This is a genomic window from Staphylococcus sp. GDY8P85P, assembly GCF_017892405.1.
Lineage (GTDB): Bacteria > Bacillota > Bacilli > Staphylococcales > Staphylococcaceae > Staphylococcus > Staphylococcus borealis.
On record NZ_JAESLA010000011.1, the window covers coordinates 1 to 17,532 of the forward strand.

Annotated in this window: 17 protein-coding genes, 2 tRNA genes and 1 rRNA gene; 1 reads left to right on the forward strand and 19 read right to left on the reverse strand. The window is 32.4% G+C overall.

Annotated elements, in window-relative coordinates; genetic code table 11:
- The 19 genes from KA828_RS02080 to KA828_RS02170 form a co-directional block, all read right to left on the reverse strand.
- A 16S ribosomal RNA gene (locus KA828_RS02080) occupies positions 1-96 on the reverse strand; the annotation flags it as partial.
- 114 nt (positions 97-210) lie between these two features.
- Positions 211-284 (reverse strand) — tRNA-Gly (locus tag KA828_RS02085).
- 22 nt (positions 285-306) lie between these two features.
- Positions 307-392, reverse strand: a tRNA-Leu gene (locus KA828_RS02090).
- 429 nt (positions 393-821) lie between these two features.
- Positions 822-1,277 (reverse strand): SprT family protein, encoded by a 456-nt coding sequence (locus KA828_RS02095; RefSeq protein ID WP_210125314.1) that lies wholly within the window; start codon positions 1,275-1,277, stop codon positions 822-824.
- Positions 1,270-3,417: a Tex family protein gene (locus KA828_RS02100; RefSeq protein WP_210125315.1), complete on the reverse strand. Its 2,148-nt coding sequence runs from the start codon at positions 3,415-3,417 to the stop codon at positions 1,270-1,272. The genes KA828_RS02095 and KA828_RS02100 overlap by 8 nt, the downstream gene beginning before the upstream one ends.
- A 147-nt stretch (positions 3,418-3,564) precedes the next feature.
- Positions 3,565-4,335: an RNA polymerase sigma factor SigB gene (sigB, locus tag KA828_RS02105; RefSeq protein ID WP_070854339.1), complete on the reverse strand. Its 771-nt coding sequence runs from the start codon at positions 4,333-4,335 to the stop codon at positions 3,565-3,567.
- Positions 4,310-4,762, reverse strand: a complete 453-nt coding sequence (rsbW, locus tag KA828_RS02110; protein WP_070854366.1) for an anti-sigma B factor RsbW — start codon at positions 4,760-4,762, stop codon at positions 4,310-4,312. The genes sigB and rsbW overlap by 26 nt, the downstream gene beginning before the upstream one ends.
- 28 nt (positions 4,763-4,790) lie before the next feature.
- On the reverse strand, positions 4,791-5,117 hold the full coding sequence (locus tag KA828_RS02115) for an anti-sigma factor antagonist (RefSeq protein ID WP_011275274.1): 327 nt from the start codon (positions 5,115-5,117) through the stop codon (positions 4,791-4,793).
- A 99-nt stretch (positions 5,118-5,216) separates the two neighbouring features.
- Positions 5,217-6,218, reverse strand: coding sequence for a SpoIIE family protein phosphatase (locus tag KA828_RS02120; protein WP_053031221.1), 1,002 nt, complete (start codon positions 6,216-6,218; stop codon positions 5,217-5,219).
- Positions 6,219-6,528: 310 nt separating this feature from the next.
- A complete protein-coding gene (locus KA828_RS02125) occupies positions 6,529-6,894 on the reverse strand; it encodes a type II toxin-antitoxin system PemK/MazF family toxin (protein ID WP_053031219.1) in 366 nt (121 codons plus the stop codon).
- Positions 6,891-7,061 (reverse strand): type II toxin-antitoxin system antitoxin MazE, encoded by a 171-nt coding sequence (mazE, locus tag KA828_RS02130; RefSeq protein WP_037538759.1) that lies wholly within the window; start codon positions 7,059-7,061, stop codon positions 6,891-6,893. Before mazE ends, KA828_RS02125 begins: the two co-directional genes overlap by 4 nt.
- An 86-nt stretch (positions 7,062-7,147) precedes the next feature.
- Complete coding sequence (gene alr / locus KA828_RS02135) at positions 7,148-8,296, reverse strand: alanine racemase (RefSeq protein ID WP_210125316.1); 1,149 nt, start codon at positions 8,294-8,296, stop codon at positions 7,148-7,150.
- Positions 8,297-8,388: 92 nt separating this feature from the next.
- Entirely contained in the window at positions 8,389-8,748 is a 360-nt protein-coding gene (gene acpS, locus KA828_RS02140) for a holo-ACP synthase (RefSeq protein WP_075109075.1), read from the reverse strand.
- A gap of 9 nt (positions 8,749-8,757) precedes the next feature.
- Entirely contained in the window at positions 8,758-9,285 is a 528-nt protein-coding gene (locus KA828_RS02145; protein WP_075109074.1) for a PH domain-containing protein, read from the reverse strand.
- Entirely contained in the window at positions 9,278-10,801 is a 1,524-nt protein-coding gene (locus KA828_RS02150; RefSeq protein ID WP_210125317.1) for a PH domain-containing protein, read from the reverse strand. The genes KA828_RS02145 and KA828_RS02150 overlap by 8 nt, the downstream gene beginning before the upstream one ends.
- Positions 10,794-11,273: a PH domain-containing protein gene (locus KA828_RS02155; RefSeq protein WP_053031208.1), complete on the reverse strand. Its 480-nt coding sequence runs from the start codon at positions 11,271-11,273 to the stop codon at positions 10,794-10,796. Before KA828_RS02155 ends, KA828_RS02150 begins: the two co-directional genes overlap by 8 nt.
- Positions 11,274-11,439: 166 nt before the next feature.
- Positions 11,440-12,951, reverse strand: a complete 1,512-nt coding sequence (gene cshA, locus KA828_RS02160) for a degradosome RNA helicase CshA (protein ID WP_210125318.1) — start codon at positions 12,949-12,951, stop codon at positions 11,440-11,442.
- A gap of 270 nt (positions 12,952-13,221) precedes the next feature.
- A complete protein-coding gene (locus KA828_RS02165; RefSeq protein WP_075109072.1) occupies positions 13,222-14,577 on the reverse strand; it encodes a UDP-N-acetylmuramoyl-tripeptide--D-alanyl-D-alanine ligase in 1,356 nt (451 codons plus the stop codon).
- Positions 14,578-14,592: 15 nt separating this feature from the next.
- Entirely contained in the window at positions 14,593-15,663 is a 1,071-nt protein-coding gene (locus tag KA828_RS02170) for a D-alanine--D-alanine ligase (protein WP_075109071.1), read from the reverse strand.
- 406 nt (positions 15,664-16,069) lie between these two features.
- Here KA828_RS02170 and KA828_RS02175 point away from each other — a divergent pair, with 406 nt between their 5' ends.
- Entirely contained in the window at positions 16,070-17,272 is a 1,203-nt protein-coding gene (locus KA828_RS02175) for an FtsW/RodA/SpoVE family cell cycle protein (RefSeq protein WP_075109070.1), read from the forward strand.
- The last annotated feature ends 260 nt before the right edge of the window (positions 17,273-17,532 follow it).

Sequence of the window (17,532 nt, forward strand, 5' to 3'; positions counted from 1 at the left end):
CGTCAAAGGAGCAAGCTCCTTGTCTGTTCGCTCGACTTGCATGTATTAGGCACGCCGCCAGCGTTCATCCTGAGCCAGGATCAAACTCTCCATAAAAATTTATGATGTTTGATTAGCTCATAATACTAAATAGTGTTTGTAACAGTTAAGTTACTGTTTATTGGAATTAACGTTGACATATTGTCATTCAGTTTTCAATGTTCATTAAAATGGAGCGGGTGATGGGAATCGAACCCACAACATCAGCTTGGAAGGCTGAGGTTTTGCCATTAAACTACACCCGCATATTTAATTAGAAAGTTTATTTGGTGCGGCCGAGAGGACTTGAACCTCCACGGGATTTCTCCCACTAGGCCCTCAACCTAGCGCGTCTGCCATTCCGCCACGACCGCTGGCAAAACGCAATAATTACTATTAATTATCGAGAACAATAATTATTGTAAATGTTTTGTAATGAAATGTCAATAACTTTTTAACATATTTTTAAACAAGTTTTACAAACAATTTATGTTTGATACATTTATTAAAGCAACGATATATACTATACATGTTTATTTGATTAATGTCAACGTATAAATGATAAAATATTTAAGACTGGGACATAAATAATATAATTATGCTATTTTGCAGTTTCGCAGTAGCTGACTGAACTGAGAAGGCGCTTAAATCAAGCTTTTCTCAGTTCTAGTCACCCTTGCGGAGGTGGGCGGGGCCCCAACACAAAAAATCACGAAAGTGATTTTACAAGCTAAGCAGGTTGGGGATACGACGAATCTAAAAAGAATTCTGTCCCACTCCCAATACGTTATTGCTTAGTTATTTCAATTAACGCGTTTTATTAGTGATAACTTCCCCTTGCACTTCCCGCATCTCATCTTTTTCACATCGACTTTTTTAATTCTGAGATATTGGCAACCACATGATTTACATTGATATACGTAATTAGCACGTTCTTCATACGTTTGAATAGGCGTACAAAATCTTGGTGCACCTACTTGCTTACTTAACACTTTAAAATCTGTATTTTTATGTTGATACCCTTTTCCGAGTATGTGTAAATGATAATGGCACAATTCATGTTTAATGATATCAATTAATGCTTTCTCCCCATAATATTGATATTGCTTGGGATTAATTTCGATATTATGTGATTTTAACATATAGCGACCACCAGTGGTGCGTAGCTTGTTATTAAATAAAGCTTTATGACAAAATGGTCTATTAAAAAACTGACTTGAAATACGTTCTACTATAGTTTGTAATTCATTATTATTCATGGGGATCAATCATGGTTAAAGACACTTTGCCCTTAGTTTGATCTATATTTAGTATCCACACATCCACTATGTCTCCCACACTTACGATGTCCATTGGATTTTTGACGAATTTTTTAGATAGTTTCGATACATGGACCAAGCCATCTTGTTTCACACCTATATCAACGAATGCTCCGAAATCAACTACATTTCTTACGGTGCCACTTAATTTCATACCTACTTTTAAATCTTCAATAGATAATACATCTGACTTCAAGATTGGCGTTTCGAATTCATCTCTAGGATCTCGATTAGGTGCCATTAATGATTTAATTATATCTTCAAGTGTAGGTACTCCGACATTGAGTTGATTAGCAACTTGATCCACATTTACTTTAGATAGCTCTGTTTTAAGTTTATCAGTACCTAAATCTTTAATATTTAAATCTAAAATACCCAATAATTTATACGTTACGTCATAACTTTCAGGGTGAATAGAAGTATTATCTAATGGTTCAGTACCATCTACAATACGCAAGAATCCGATACTTTGTTCAAATGTTTTTGCACCTAAACGTTTCACTTTACTAATTTCTTTATTGTGCTTAATGGCTCCATTCTCTTCACGGTAATCAATGATGTTTTGAGCAATCGTACCGGATAATCCAGATACATATTGTAATAATGATTTAGAAGCCGTATTTACATCAACGCCCACTTGGTTAACAGCAGTTTCAACTACAAATGTTAGTGCGCTTTCAAGTTCTTTTTGATTTACATCGTGTTGATATTGTCCAACTCCAATAGATTTAGGATCTATTTTAACTAATTCACTTAAAGGGTCTTGAACACGTCTACCGATGGATACTGCACTACGTTCTTCAACTTGAAAATCAGGAAACTCTGATCTAGCAATTTCAGATGCTGAATAAACAGAAGCACCCGCTTCATTGACAATAATAAATTTAATTTCTAAGTTATACTTTTTAATAACATTTGCAACAAATTGTTCAGTTTCACGACTCGCTGTACCATTACCAATAGCAATGAGTTCAACATGATTTTCTTTAATCATTCTGACTATTTCTTTTTCTGATGCTTCTATCTTAGATTTAGGTGGGTGTGGATAAATCACACTCTTATCAATAAAAGTGCCGAATGGATTAATTACTGCTAACTTGCAACCTGTTCTAAATGCTGGGTCAACACCTAAAATTTGCTTACCCTTCATAGGTGGTTGTAATAACAAATGTTTTAAGTTTTCACTAAAGACTTCAATGGCATGTTGTTCAGCTTTACTAGTTAAATCTGCTCGGATTTCTCTTTCGATTGAAGGCATAATTAATCGTTTTAAACTATCCTCAATAGCTAGCTTAATATAATCTCTATGCGGATTTTGAAGTTTAATTTCACTTTTCTCAATTGAACTAGCCACTTGTTTTGTATCAAATTCTATTTTGATTGATAGAATTTTTTCTTTTTCACCACGATTCATAGCAAGTACTCTATGATTTGCTACATGCCTAATAGGTTCTACATAGTCATAATACATTGCAAATATTTCTTTTTCATCTTCTGCTTTCTTCTTCTTAGTTGTCACAATACTTCCCTGTCTATAAAGCTCTTTTAATATGCGACTACGATATTTAGGATTATCTGAAACATGTTCAGCAATGATATCTAATGCACCTTGAATCGCCTCATCAATATTTGTTACCTCATCAGTAATGAAACTTTCTGCCTTTTGTTTTAAGTCACCTTGCTGTCCATCATAGATCCATTTAGCTAAGCTTTCTAAACCTTTTCTTTTAGCTTCTGTCGCTCTTGTTTTCTTCTTTTGTTTAAAAGGTCTATATAGATCTTCGACACGTTGCAATTTAGTTTGTTTAAGTATATCTTCTCTCAACTCATTTGTTAATAAGCCTTGTTGTTCAATATTATGTATAACTTCTTCTTTTCTTTTTTGTAAATTTGCAACGTATTGGTATTCATCTGAAATCTGTTTGATTTGAACTTCATCCAATCCTCCAGTTGCTTCTTTACGATATCTTGCAATAAAGGGAACCGTATTATTGTCTTCTAATAAACTTAATACTGATTTCACTTGTTTTTCAGAAAATTGATATTTTGTTGTTATTTCATCAATTAGATTTTTATTCATTTTATGACCACACTTTTTCATATTTTCTACTCAATTTTATCATATTTTTCATGTTAATTTATTAAGTCAACTTTGTACCTATTTTTATTTATTCATATCAATATAAAAAAACTGAGGCATGACGATACCTCAGTTTCTATTACTATTTTACTGTTTAGCAGCTTGCTGTAATTTCTTGATTGCAGTTCTTTGCAATCGAGACACATGCATTTGACTTAAACCAATGCGTTCACCAGTTTCTTTCTGGCTTAGTCCTTCAATAAATGTGCATTGAATGATTTCTCTTTCTCTATCTGAAAGAATAGGCAAAATACGTTCCAGAATCATACGTTTTTCTGTTAAGTCATAATTGTCATCTCTTTGACCCATTATATCTAATAAAGTCACTGTTGAACCATCTTTATCTGCTTCAATCGAGTGATCCACGCTAAGCGCATTATAACTTTGTCCCATTTCCATAGCTTCAAGTACTTCTTCTTCAGAAACTTCCAAACGATCAGCAATTTCTGCTATTGATGGGGAACGTTCTAATTCATTCGTTAATTCATCACTTACTTTTTTTATACGTGGACCGATTTCTTTTATTCTTCTTGGAACATGAACACTCCAAGTTTTATCTCTTAAATATCTCTTAATCTCACCAATAACGGTCGGTACTAAGAATGCTTCAAATTTGCGATCAAAAGACAGGTCAAATCTGTTAATAGCACCTATTAAACCAACCATACCAACTTGAACTAAATCTTCGTGATGTGATTGCCCTTTTGAATACTTATAAGCCAACGATTCAATTAGTTTACGGTAATGATTGACTAATCTGTCTTGAGCTTCTGTATTAGCGTTATCTTGATGTTCCTTAATCCATTGGTTAATTTGTTCAGGTGATACATCATTAACTGATTTCGACTCTTTCGTCATTATTTGGCACCTGCTCTTTTTTTATATACTTAATCATACTGATTGTTACACCAGATTCTTTAAAGACTTTCACTTCATCCATTAAGGATTCAATTAAGAATAAACCAAGTCCGCCTTCACGTAAGAAATCGATATTTTCATTCTCATCGTAAGGTCCTAATTGTGATTTCGTTGTCTCATAATCAAAACTTTCGCCTTGATCTGAGATAATAATTTTTATTTTATCATCAAATAACTCAAAACATAAATTAATCATACCATTTGTATCTTTATTTTTATAAGCATGTTTAACTGCGTTAGTAACGGCTTCACTTACTGCAATTTTAGAATCTTCGATATCGTCATAAGATGCGCCTGCTCTTGAAAATACGCCTGATAACGTTAAGCGAATTAGACTTACATATTCGGCAGAGGCAGGCAATTTCATCTCGATATAATCATTTTTAATTGGCAAGTTATTCTACCTCCGTTCCTTCATTGACATGCATTAAGTCTTTAAGACCAGTAATATCAAATAATCTTCCGATTCTATCTGATACCCCTAAGATATATAACTCTTTATCATTTTGGTTCAATGCTTTTAATGTTCCTACAAATAATCCTAATCCTGTAGAATCCATATAACTAACGTTTGTTACATTAACGTGAATATCATGTGTACCTTCTTGTCTCATTGGCATTAATACTTCTTCCAATTCAGGTACAGTATATACATCTAATTCACCAGCAACAATGACTTCATAATATTCATCATGTGTTACCGTTTCAATGTTAAGGTTCATAGTTCTTACACTCCCATTTTAGTCTTTTGTTACTACCAATTATGTATACTCTAGTAAGTATACCCATAGTTAGATTTATATAATCAATAAATTTAATATTTAATTTACACGTTTTATAATCAATATAGTCATATCGTCACGTTTGTTAGGATTTTGAATTTTTAATATAGCTTCATAAAGTATTTGTACTATATCTTGTGGATGCATATGCTTATATTTTCGAATAAGGTTTAACAATGTCTTTTTAGCGATAAATTCACCATCCGTATATCTTGCTTCTGTCACACCATCTGTAAATATTATAACTAAATCATCTAAGTAGATTGGGATTTCTTGTTGATTATATCTAGTGTGCTGACTTACACCTAGTACTCTACCTCTAACGTCAATTTCTTCGAACGTTTCAGTTTCCGCTCGATATATGTATCCCGGCTCGTGTCCAGCAGAACTACAATATAATAAATGGTTCATTTCTTCATAGAGTCCATAAAACATAGTTACAAACATATTTTGATTTACGTTTTTTTCAACAACTCGATTGAGACGCTTTAAACCATCACTTGGCAATTGAGAGTGGCCATAAGAGTCCATTCCGAACTTAATCATACTCATTGCTAGTGCAGCAGGGATACCTTTACCTATGACATCGGCAACCGCAAAACTCATCGTTCCATCTCGATGGTCAATTAAATTAAAATAATCGCCACTTACTTTCTGTGCAGCGACAGAAATCACACCGATTTGAATACTATCAAATTGAGGAATATCCGTTTTCAACATGGTTTGTTGAAGCCTTGAAGCTAAGTCAATTTCTTTATCGTGGAATTGCATTTTATCAACTAACTTTTGGTAGTCTCGATAGCTATAGCCAAATCCTTTGACTACTTCTTGCAAAACATCTAATGTATTCAAAATTTGTTCTTTCTCTAAATTCAAGGAGGTTACATATGATTTGTGTATATTCACAATATCTTCAGGTAGAATATCTTTTTTTATGACTTCATCTGTAAAATCATTACATTTTATTAGAAATTGTTGTTTATTTTTCGTAACTAAACTTTCATCTATAAGTTGCTTATAATGCTTTTTAAATTCTTCCACGAATCTGCCTCCTTATCTCAATAAATGGATCGCTAATGACTTATTTATATGTATTTAATATTTATTAATAAAATTTACTAATGCTAATGACATAATATTAAATAATAAACTCTCTATTTAAAAAAGACTTTAGGTATTACCTAAAGTCAACAACTAAAGACCTTTCAATCATTTTCGTACTTATCTTCTTTCATAATGCATATGTATTAAGTACTTTGAAATCAAATAATTAAATATTTGAACAACTGATATTAAAAATTTTGTCTTTAATAGTTAATATGAAATACATTTGGATTATACATGAATTTAGTTAAGAATTTTGGGATTTAACTTCATCATGTAATCCTAAACTAATATCTAAGGCATCATCTACTTCTTGCATTTTCTCTTCAGATAAGTACGTTAATTTTTCTTTTAATCGCTTTTTATCTAGTGTACGAATTTGCTCTAGAAGGATAACTGAATCCTTATCAAGTCTATATTTCTTTTTTTCAATTTCAACATGTGTTGGTATTTTCGCTTTATTAATCCTTCCCGTAATCGCAGCGACGATTACGGTAGGACTATATTTGTTGCCAGTATCATTTTGAATGATAACTACAGGTCTGACTCCCCCTTGTTCTGAACCCTGTACTGGTGACAAATCAGCTAAATATACATCGCCTCTTCTAATCATTCACTCTTATAATTAGAAATAATGTACGTTTCATTGCAATCACAAGCTTCACATTCTAATGGAAAAGCTTCTGTCGCTAGGGAGAGATTTAATTCGGCCATCTGAGCATAGCCCTCTTTTAAAGATTGTTCAAGACTGTGACTTCTATTTTGATTAAAAGTAAGCATAATATGAACCTCCAATTGATACCAAATACAACATTATAAACTTTAATTTATTTTTATAATAACAAATTTTGTATCAAGTGACTATACTATTTTAATAATTCATTAGTTACATGCATCTCGTCATCAACTTCGTAGATTCTAGGTAAACGTCGACCTAAATTGCATAGTACTTCATAACTAATCGTGTGTTGCTTTTGTGCTAAAGCTTCCACTGATTGTGGGGAATCACTTGAGTTATCTATAAGTGTCACAGTATCGTCTTCTTGCACATCTTCAGGCACATGTATAATCATTTGATCCATACATACACGGCCGATGACTTCGCATTGATGACCGTTTACACTTACATATGCACCTTGCATTGAACGTAGGTAACCATCTGCATAACCAATAGGTAGAATCGCAATCTTCATATTGTCAGTTGCTGTATAGGTGCTTCCATAACTGACAGATTCACCTGGTTTTAAATATTTAGTTTGGACTACTTGTGTTTTTAATTGCGTACTTGGTTGCAATTGAGTAGTAACTGTTTCTTTAACATACGCTGACGGATAGTAGCCATATAAGGAGATACCTAATCTAATGGCGTTACATAGTTCATAATGTCTTAATAAAGAACCTGCTGAGTTTTGTGCATGGATATATTTTGGCTTTTCAGCTTGCGTGACTATTTGCTCAAATTGTTCATACTGTTGATCCATAGAATCGCCCGGTTCATCTGCATTAGCGAAGTGCGTATATACGCCTTCGAATATTAAATGCGGTTGGCTATGAATTAGACGGATAACTTCTTTGTATTCTTCTAATGATTTAATTCCAAGTCTCCCCATCCCTGTGTCTAATTTTACATGTAGCCATAGATTCTTTTCATTATCATCACTAATTAGATCAATTGCATGTTGAAGCCATTGTAGTGATGGTACAGTCAATGCAACTCTATGTTGAATTGCTTTGTTTATATCTTCAAGTGGTATAACGCCTAAAATAAGTATTTGCGCATTTACACCATGCATTCGTAATTCAATCGCTTCGTCAAGAGTGGCAACTGCAAAAAATGTAGCACCGTTTTTCATTAAATGTTGTGCTATCTTGACGCTTCCTAAACCATAGCTATTTGCTTTTACGACTGGTATCACCGTTTTATGGTTATGCAACGATTTGAAAGCATTATAATTATTTAAAATTGCTGATAAATCTACATTTAAGTAGGTTGATCTATAGAATTTATCTGACATAAGTAGTCCTCCTCTTTACTATTAAATACCATGTAGTAGTTGATTTATCTCGTGCAATTGGCGAGGTAGAAATTATTTACATTATAATACTGTTAATCTCTCTTTTCTAATAAAACCTGACTCATCGCATAATGCTCAGTGTGTGTAATAGATACATGTACGATAAAGTCTTCGTAATCAATACATGGTTTCCCATTGCTATCGTTATAACAATTAATATCTTTAAAGGCCACTGTTTTTCCTAAACCAGTTCCTAATGCCTTACTGAACGCTTCTTTCGTTGCGAAACGACCTGAAAGAAACTCTAGTTTTCTCTTTTCACTTTTAAATGATTGGAACTTTTGTTCTTCTTCTTGAGTTAAAATTCTTTTGACTAACCTGTCTGTTTGTTTCTCGAAAGCGTTCTTAATTCTTTCAATTTCTATTAAATCAATACCTATTCCATATATCATGCTAAGCCCTCACTCACTAGGTAGATTTGAACGATCTATTGTTGTAGCCATTTCATTAATATCATTCTGCTGTATATTTTTCTTATTTTGTATCATTTGTTTAAGATTTATTGCGTCTGTTTTTGTAATCAGGTCTATTTGAGAAATACCACCGGCAGTCGATAAATGTAATGTTGCTAATTGATATTTTCTCATTAGAAACCCTTCCTCAATATCGATATTCTGAATTCGATAAAAAGGAATGATTTTAGTGTTGATAAAAATAATACCTCGTCTTATATAAATTTCATTGTTCGAATAATAATAGCGAAAATTTTTATATTTTAAAAATGGTATTAGAAATATAAAAACAACACAACATAAAATTATAAGTCCTATCGCAACACTTACAATCAATAGGCGATGCAATACTTCAATGTATAAATCACATAATACACTTGCTACTACCACAATAATTGTAAAAATAATACTAGCAATCATTGAAGCAATCCTCATCACTTTAGGGCCATTTTTATTCATGTAATTATAATTAGTCATCGTACTCACCTCTTAAATACGCATCAACATAGCGTTGCGAAGTTTCTTCTTTTATAAACTTTAATTCCATAAATTCAAATATTGATCCCTTAGCAACAAAGAAGTAAATATTAGCTAAATGACTTCTTTCAAGCAGAGGATGTTGGCTCGTCTCTATACCTATAATTTTATTTGTTTTGAAATAATATGTTTGAAAACCAAACGTACTCACTCGTTTCAAAGTAATTTCATCATTTTCTATCACTAGGCCAGCATTTTTAACGTAGATATATGCATGTGCCATCATCACAATAATGATAATTAAAGCGATAAAAAAGCTCCATGCACTCCAAAAATAAGTTCCAATACTAGCGATAATTAAAACAATTATACTCGGTATGAAAAAGTGACGATGAAATCCATTCCACGGCATAATGTTTTGAACCTTATTAAACTTCATTTCAGGCACAAGCTCGCCAATAATTTCATATGCTTCTTTTTGTTTTATAAATGGTAATATCATAATTTTACCATTATTACTTGCATCATCATTAGACTCGATATCCATATCACTCGTGATAATAAAGTGTATAGAGGTGTATCCAAAGATTTTTCTTAAGAAAGATTGTTTCTCTAATACGGCTTGTAGTCGATCTGTTGGCACTGTTAGATTTTTCACATTAAAAAGACCGTAACTAATCTTAAGATGATTACCCTGTTGGACAACTTTGTAGTTATAGTAACGTATAATCGTGATTATAGTTCCTAACACATAACTAATGATTAAAATAGATGCAACTATAAATAGTACAATTATAAGTACAGAATTCACCCATTGCCATAGATTAGACGTCCATTTATCCCAAGGTATCACATTTTGAAATGCACCTACTATTGGTGAAACTGTAGCAAAAGCCACTCCAATTGCACCGCTCGTCATAGCCATTAGTATTAATGAACTTAAGGACATTTTAAACACATGCTCTGGATTACGCTTTGTTGAACTCGTCGATGCATTTAATCGCTCAGTATTTAGTTCATTATCACCTATAGCATCATTGATCGTGTATTCTAGCACATCATTATTTAATTCTTTTTGTCTAGAACGGATAGTTTGTTCAATTAAATCACTTTGTTTCTTAGTTATTGTTGACAATTCAATGTCATCACTTGGCGCTTTGATTTGTAAACGAACACCACCAACGATTTGATTAATCAAACCTTGTGTTGTATCTAATGACTGAATTCTGCTTAAATTTAGTTCTTTTCTTTTTTTATTTAACCAGCCAGAAGTAACAATAAATTGGTCATCTTCAATCCAATATCTTGTAACTTTAATTTCTAAAAATCGATGTATAAACGTTAAGATAAAGATGAATAAAAAGATGGATGGACCAATATAATGTCGAATTTCTGTAAAATCAAAATTCCAAATATTAAAACCAACAAATACGATAAATGTAAAAATATTTTGTTTAATCACATCTATTATCCCTGTTATGTATGAAATAGGATGTAATTTTTGGGGATTAAACATCTGAATCAGCACCTCGCAATGCTATAAAAATATCTTCTGATAATTCATTCATTTCTTCTTCTGAGACAATGGGTAATTTCAGTTCATGCCCCGCAGTTACAAAAATTAAAACATTTAATTTTAATAATTTTAAAATAGGGTTACTTTTAATTTCTAAAAATTGTAGACGTTCAATTTTAGTTATTTGGTGTTTTTTAAAAATAAAAGTTTTTTTAACTTCGACATTTCTATTATCAACCCTATAATAACGATATTTATACTTGATAATCGGTTGTAATAGTAAACGAATAATCGAAATGAAGACTAAGAAGATAAGTATGTAGACAATAAAGTGGTACCAATTAAAATATTGCCACATTGAAAATAGTGCAGCAATGATAATTAGTTCTATTAAAAATAAGATACCACTATTGATCCAGTGGTATTTCAGTGCATTTTTAGGACTTTTATGAAATGATCGTTCTACCTTCATAATATACTCCTTTGCAATTTTACTTTATTATATCATATTCGATATGATGCTTACGCTCCTATAGCGAAGATGCAATAAGGTTCATTTATTTTTAGGCTTGTATCGAATTAAAAAACCACCTCAAAAGCATGAGATGGTTTAATCATAAAATTAATATTGATGCATTTTATTTTTGTAAATCTGCAAAAGTTCGGCCTTTCATTGTAGATCGACCTTTATCTTGTCTTTCGCGACAATCTGGCTTTTTGCCTTTTTTCTTATTAAAGTTACCTTTAGAACGTTTGTTTTTATTATCAAATTTATTATTACGTTTTCCACCACGGCGTGATCCATTACCTTTACCTTGGCGATTTTTACGTGCTAATGGTTTTTCAAATGTTAATTGTACTTCAACTTCATCATTCGCTTCAACTAGTTCTTGTAGTAATGATGCAACTAATTCTGTACTATCGTATTCTTCTAATAACTCACTTGAGATACGTTTCAAACGCGCTTCACTTTCACGTGACATCCAATTTTTAACTTTATCTTTGATGTCATCTTCACGCGCTTTTAATACTTCTTTACGGTGTGGCGGTCTTAACGCATTCATTCGTCTTCCATTTGCATCTTCTATTTGACGGATATAATCCATTTCAATAGGGTTAACAAATGTAACTGCGATACCTTCTTTACCAGCACGACCAGTTCGACCAATTCTATGTGTATAGCTTTCCGTATCTTGAGGAATGTCAAAGTTATATACATGACTTACACCTGAAATATCTAATCCACGAGCAGCAACATCTGTGGCTACTAAGATATCAATTTGGTCATTTTTAAATTTCTTTAATACTTCTAAACGTTTAGCTTGTGTAATATCACCGTGTAAACCTTCTGCTTTATAACCTTTTGATAATAACGCACTTGTTAATTCATCAACACGACGTTTCGTTCTACCAAATACTATAGCTAACTCTGGTTGATGTACATCTAAGAAATTAGTGAATGTATCGAATTTTTCAAGTTCTTTAACAATTGTATAATATTCATCAATTTGAGGATCTGACATTTCGTTATTCATTGTTTTAACGATTTGAGGAGATTTCATAAATTGTTGTACTAATGTTTGAATTGCTTTAGGCATCGTTGCTGAGAATAACATGGTTTGTCTTTGCTCAGAAGGAATTTTATCCATAATGAATCTCATATCATCGATGAATCCCATGTTCATCATTTCATCCGCTTCATCCAAAATTAATGTATGAATACCATTTGTTTTTAATGTACGTCTATTTAAGTGATCAATAACACGTCCTGGTGTACCTACAACAATTTGTGGTCCTCTTTTTAAGGCTTTAATTTGACGGTCGATTGGCATACCACCAAATACGGTTACAACTTGTACATTTTGACCACGACTAAATTCTCTTAATTGTTCAGCTACTTGCATAGCTAGTTCTCTTGTAGGTGCTAATATTAAGGCTTGTACACCTGATTGACCCACAACTTTTTCTATTAAAGGAATCCCGAACGCTCCAGTTTTACCTGTCCCAGTTTGCGCTTGTCCAAGGATGTCTCTTCCTTCTAATGTATAAGGGATACTATCTTTTTGGATAGGTGTAGGTTCCTTAAAACCCATTGCTTCAAGGGTTTCTACAGTTTTATCCGAAATCCCTAGTTCTTTAAAATTTTGCAATATAATTCTCCTTTTAACTTTCTTATTTATCAATATACGTTTGTGTATATAAGGTCCTCTTATTACGTCAACTTCTATATAGTACCACCTAAAATTATATATCGCAATAAAGCAATTCTAGTGATAGGTTCGTTTTCCCAAGATTCAAGACATAATAGCGTTTACATTTTTTACACTTTTTTTAGCTTTTAAAGTAAAAAAACAAGTCACTAAAGGATTTATATTCCTTTTAAGTGACTTGCCTAATCGTAATAGCAACCTTGAAAATAATTAAATCAATTTATTTACTACTTCTTCGAGCTTATTGCCACGTGAGCCCTTTACTAGAACTTTGTCATTAGCAACTAAATTATCCATTAAATATTGCGTTAGTGCTTGTTTATCCGTGAAATATTGAACATGATCAACAAATTGACCACCTTTGTCACTTATATATTTCGCATCGTTACCATATGTTAATAGCGTTTGGATATTTTTGTCTTCTAAATAAGCACCGACATCTTCATGCATTTGACGGCTATTTTCTCCTAATTCAAGTGAATCAGCAAGTACAATGATTTTACGGCCATCCATTTGGCTTAATGTATCTATAGCTGCTTTCATACTAGTAGGACTTGCGTTATACGCATCATTAATTATAGTTATGTCGTTATCAGTAATATGGCGTTCCATGCGCATACCTGTAAGTTGAACATGATGAATATTATGTTGAATTGTTTCATATTCCAATCCTAATTCATGGCCAATAGCAATGGCGATAGCGGCATTTTTCATATTATGAATGCCTAGAATAGGCAATTTATAATGTTCATTACCATTAATATTAAAAGCAATACCATCATTTTCACTCTGCTCTACTTCACAAACTAAAGTATTATTTGGTTTTAAACCGATACTTAGGCATTTAGCATGCTTAACATCTTTAACATGTGGTTCTAGTAATGGTTCGTCACCGTCATAAATAAACGTTCCACCTTCTTTAAGTCCAATTGTTATTTCTGATTTAGCTTGAGCAATACCTTCACGTGAGCCCAAATCTTGCATATGTGACTCACCAATATTCGTAATAACGGCAATGTCAGGCTCAGCAATCGTCGATAATAATTCGATTTCATGGAAACCAGACATACCCATTTCTAAAATTGATATCTCAGTATCTGGATCAAGTTCTAAAATCGTTAATGGTAAGCCTATCTCATTGTTGTAGTTACCTTGTGTTTTTTTAACTTTAAACTCAGTGTGTAAGACACTTTCAATCATATCTTTCGTCGTTGTTTTACCATTGGAGCCTGTCACACCTATAACTTTAGGATTCACATGTTTTAAATAGGCTTTGGCTAATTGCTGTAACGCAACTAACGTATCGTCTACCCAAATAATTGGTCCGTTCACATTATCATCGATGTCATGGCCCTTTTCATAGAAAGATGCACCGGCACCATCTATTAACGCTTGTGAAACAAATTGATGGCCATCTACATTTTCACCTTTAAAAGGGATAAATAGCATATCGTGTGTGATTGCACGTGAATCAATCGTTACACCTTTGATTGTATGTTGTAAATATTCTGTTTCTATCTCACAAGGTATCCATTCCTGAATTTGCTTTAATGAAACTTCTATCATTTATGAATTCCCCTCTTAGTCGATTGTGTATTTATTTTTCTTTTTATCCTCGTGACGTTCTTTAGCTAAATCAATTAGTTTAGTAATTAAATCAGAATAGGATAGTCCCATATTCTCCCATAAGCTTGGATACATACTAAATGCTGTAAATCCAGGCATCGCATTCGTTTCATTAATGAAAATTTGATTATCTTCAGTAACGAAGAAATCCGCACGTACTAGACCAGAACAATCTGTAGCTTTAAATGCTTCTAATGCCATATTTCTTAAAGTCATTTGTACTTCTTCATCAAGTTCTGCTGGGATTTGTAAACTAATTTTACCGTCCTTATATTTTGATTTGTAATCATAAAACGCAACATCTTTAATGACTTCGCCTGGCCATGTTGTTTCAGGATAATCATTACCTAATACAGCCACTTCAACTTCACGTGCATTAATACCTTGTTCAATAACAAGCTTACGGTCAAATTGGAAAGCTTCCTCGATACCAGCTTTTAATTCATCTTCATTGTTACATTTACTGATACCGACGCTTGAACCTAGGTTCGCTGGTTTTACGAATACAGGATATGTAAGTTTATCTTTAACAAGTTTGATAATATTACCTTCATATTTTTCATATTCACTTCTTAAGAAACTAATGTAAGGTAATTGTGGTAACCCTCTATGTTCAAATAATTGTTTCATAACAAGTTTATCCATTGAACTTGATGCTGCTAATACACCATTACCGACGTATGGTAAATCCAGAACTTCAAACAACCCTTGAATCGTACCGTCCTCACCATTAGGACCATGGAGTAATGGGAATACCGCATCATAAGGTTTACCGTCACTACTTTCTTTCAATAAAGTTGTGATCTCACCTGCTTCTACATCGGCCATATTAAGTGATTCAATTGATTTAATCTCTTCAGTAATATTATCTTTTTTCTTCCATAATCCATCATTCGTTATATAAATGATATCGACTAAATATTTTTCTTTATCAATTGCGTTAAGAACATTTTGCGCAGTTAATTTCGAAACATCATGTTCAGCACTTTTACCACCATATACGATACAAATGTTTTCTTTTACCATAAGTAGTTCCTCCATTAAGAAAGATCATAACTCGCGCATTTGTATAAAGTTATATCTCAATTTGATATTTCAACTTCCCACAAATACTCTTATCTCTTTCAACTCATTTTTAATTTTTCTTTTTAGTTAACTATCAATATTTTATGAAATTTATTTAGGTTAAACTATGCTTTCTAAAAATCAATATTATCACAGTCTAAAGCAATTTTGCATTTATCAACTTAAATATAAATGTGATTATGTGATGAATATCTTTTATTATCGCATAAGAATTAAACTCAATTAAGCGATGTTTATTTTTCTTTTACACATTCACTCTGTTATTTTCTAGCAAATTAACTTAAAGTCATGTAAAATTTGTATATAATATTATTCGTTAGATTATAAGAGTTTAAGGAGTTTTCTCATGAAATATTCATCCCGTCAACAGCCATCTAAGCATTGGCTACGTAAAATAGACTGGATACTCGTAGCATTATTAACAATATTAGCTATAATTAGTGTTACTACGATTAGCTCAGCTATGGGTGGCGGCCAATATAGTGCAAACTTTAGTATTCGCCAAATTATCTACTATATATTGGGTGCTATTATTGCGCTCATCATTATGCTTATTTCACCTAAAAAGATTAAAAATAATACATATATTCTATACTTCATCTTTTGCATATTGCTTGTTGGTTTATTGATTTTACCAGAAACATCAATCACACCAATTATTAACGGTGCTAAAAGTTGGTATTCCTTTGGACCAGTAAGTATACAGCCTTCAGAATTTATGAAAGTTATCTTAATTCTTGCATTAGCAAAGAGTGTTTCTAATCATAATCGCTTTACTTTCAATAAATCTTTTCAAACTGATTTAGTTTTATTCTTTAAAATCATTGGCATCTCAATTATTCCAATGGCATTAATCCTATTGCAAAATGACCTAGGTACAACCCTTGTGATATGTGCAATTATTATTGGGATTATGTTAATAAGTGGCATTACATGGAGAATATTAGCCCCATTATTTATAGCCGCATTTGTTATAGGTGGAACGATTATTTTAGCAGTTATCTACAAACCGTCATTAATTGAAGGGCTTCTCGGCGTTAAAATGTATCAAATGGGCCGTATTAATTCGTGGTTAGATCCCTATTCTTATAGTGCGGGCGACGGTTATCATTTAACAGAATCGTTAAAAGCAATTGGTTCTGGCCAACTCTTGGGCAAAGGGTTTAATCATGGTGAAGTTTATATCCCTGAGAACCATACCGACTTTATATTTTCAGTAGTCGGAGAAGAAATGGGATTTATAGGTGCTGTTGTTTTATTACTTATCTTTTTAGCATTGATTTTCCATTTAATTCGACTTGCTACCAAAGTGGAATCACCATTTAGTAAAATATTTATCATTGGTTACGTTTCTTTACTCGTCTTCCATATATTCCAAAATATAGGAATGACAATCCAATTACTACCAATTACTGGTATTCCATTACCATTTATTAGTTATGGTGGTAGTTCACTTTGGAGTCTAATGGTTGGTATAGGTGTCGTATTATCTATTCATTTCCATCAAAGACAAACTACTCCTAATAAAAAAGAAGTAGAACAGAAATAATATTTTGTTGCACCTAGCTTTGACTGTAAAATCACTTTCGTAATTTTAGTGTGGGATCTAATCCCACAATTAGATTAACTACAATATAAAAAATGTAGAGTCTGGGACATAATTCCTAGAGAAATAGCCAGTACATGATTTTTAAAAAATACTTTTACTTGCTTCTTTATTTACAATTCTCAGTATTGTTGGATCGCTTTCCCAACATGCTTTGATTGTAGAAACTGATTATCTCAGGTTCTCTGTGTTGTGGCCCGTCT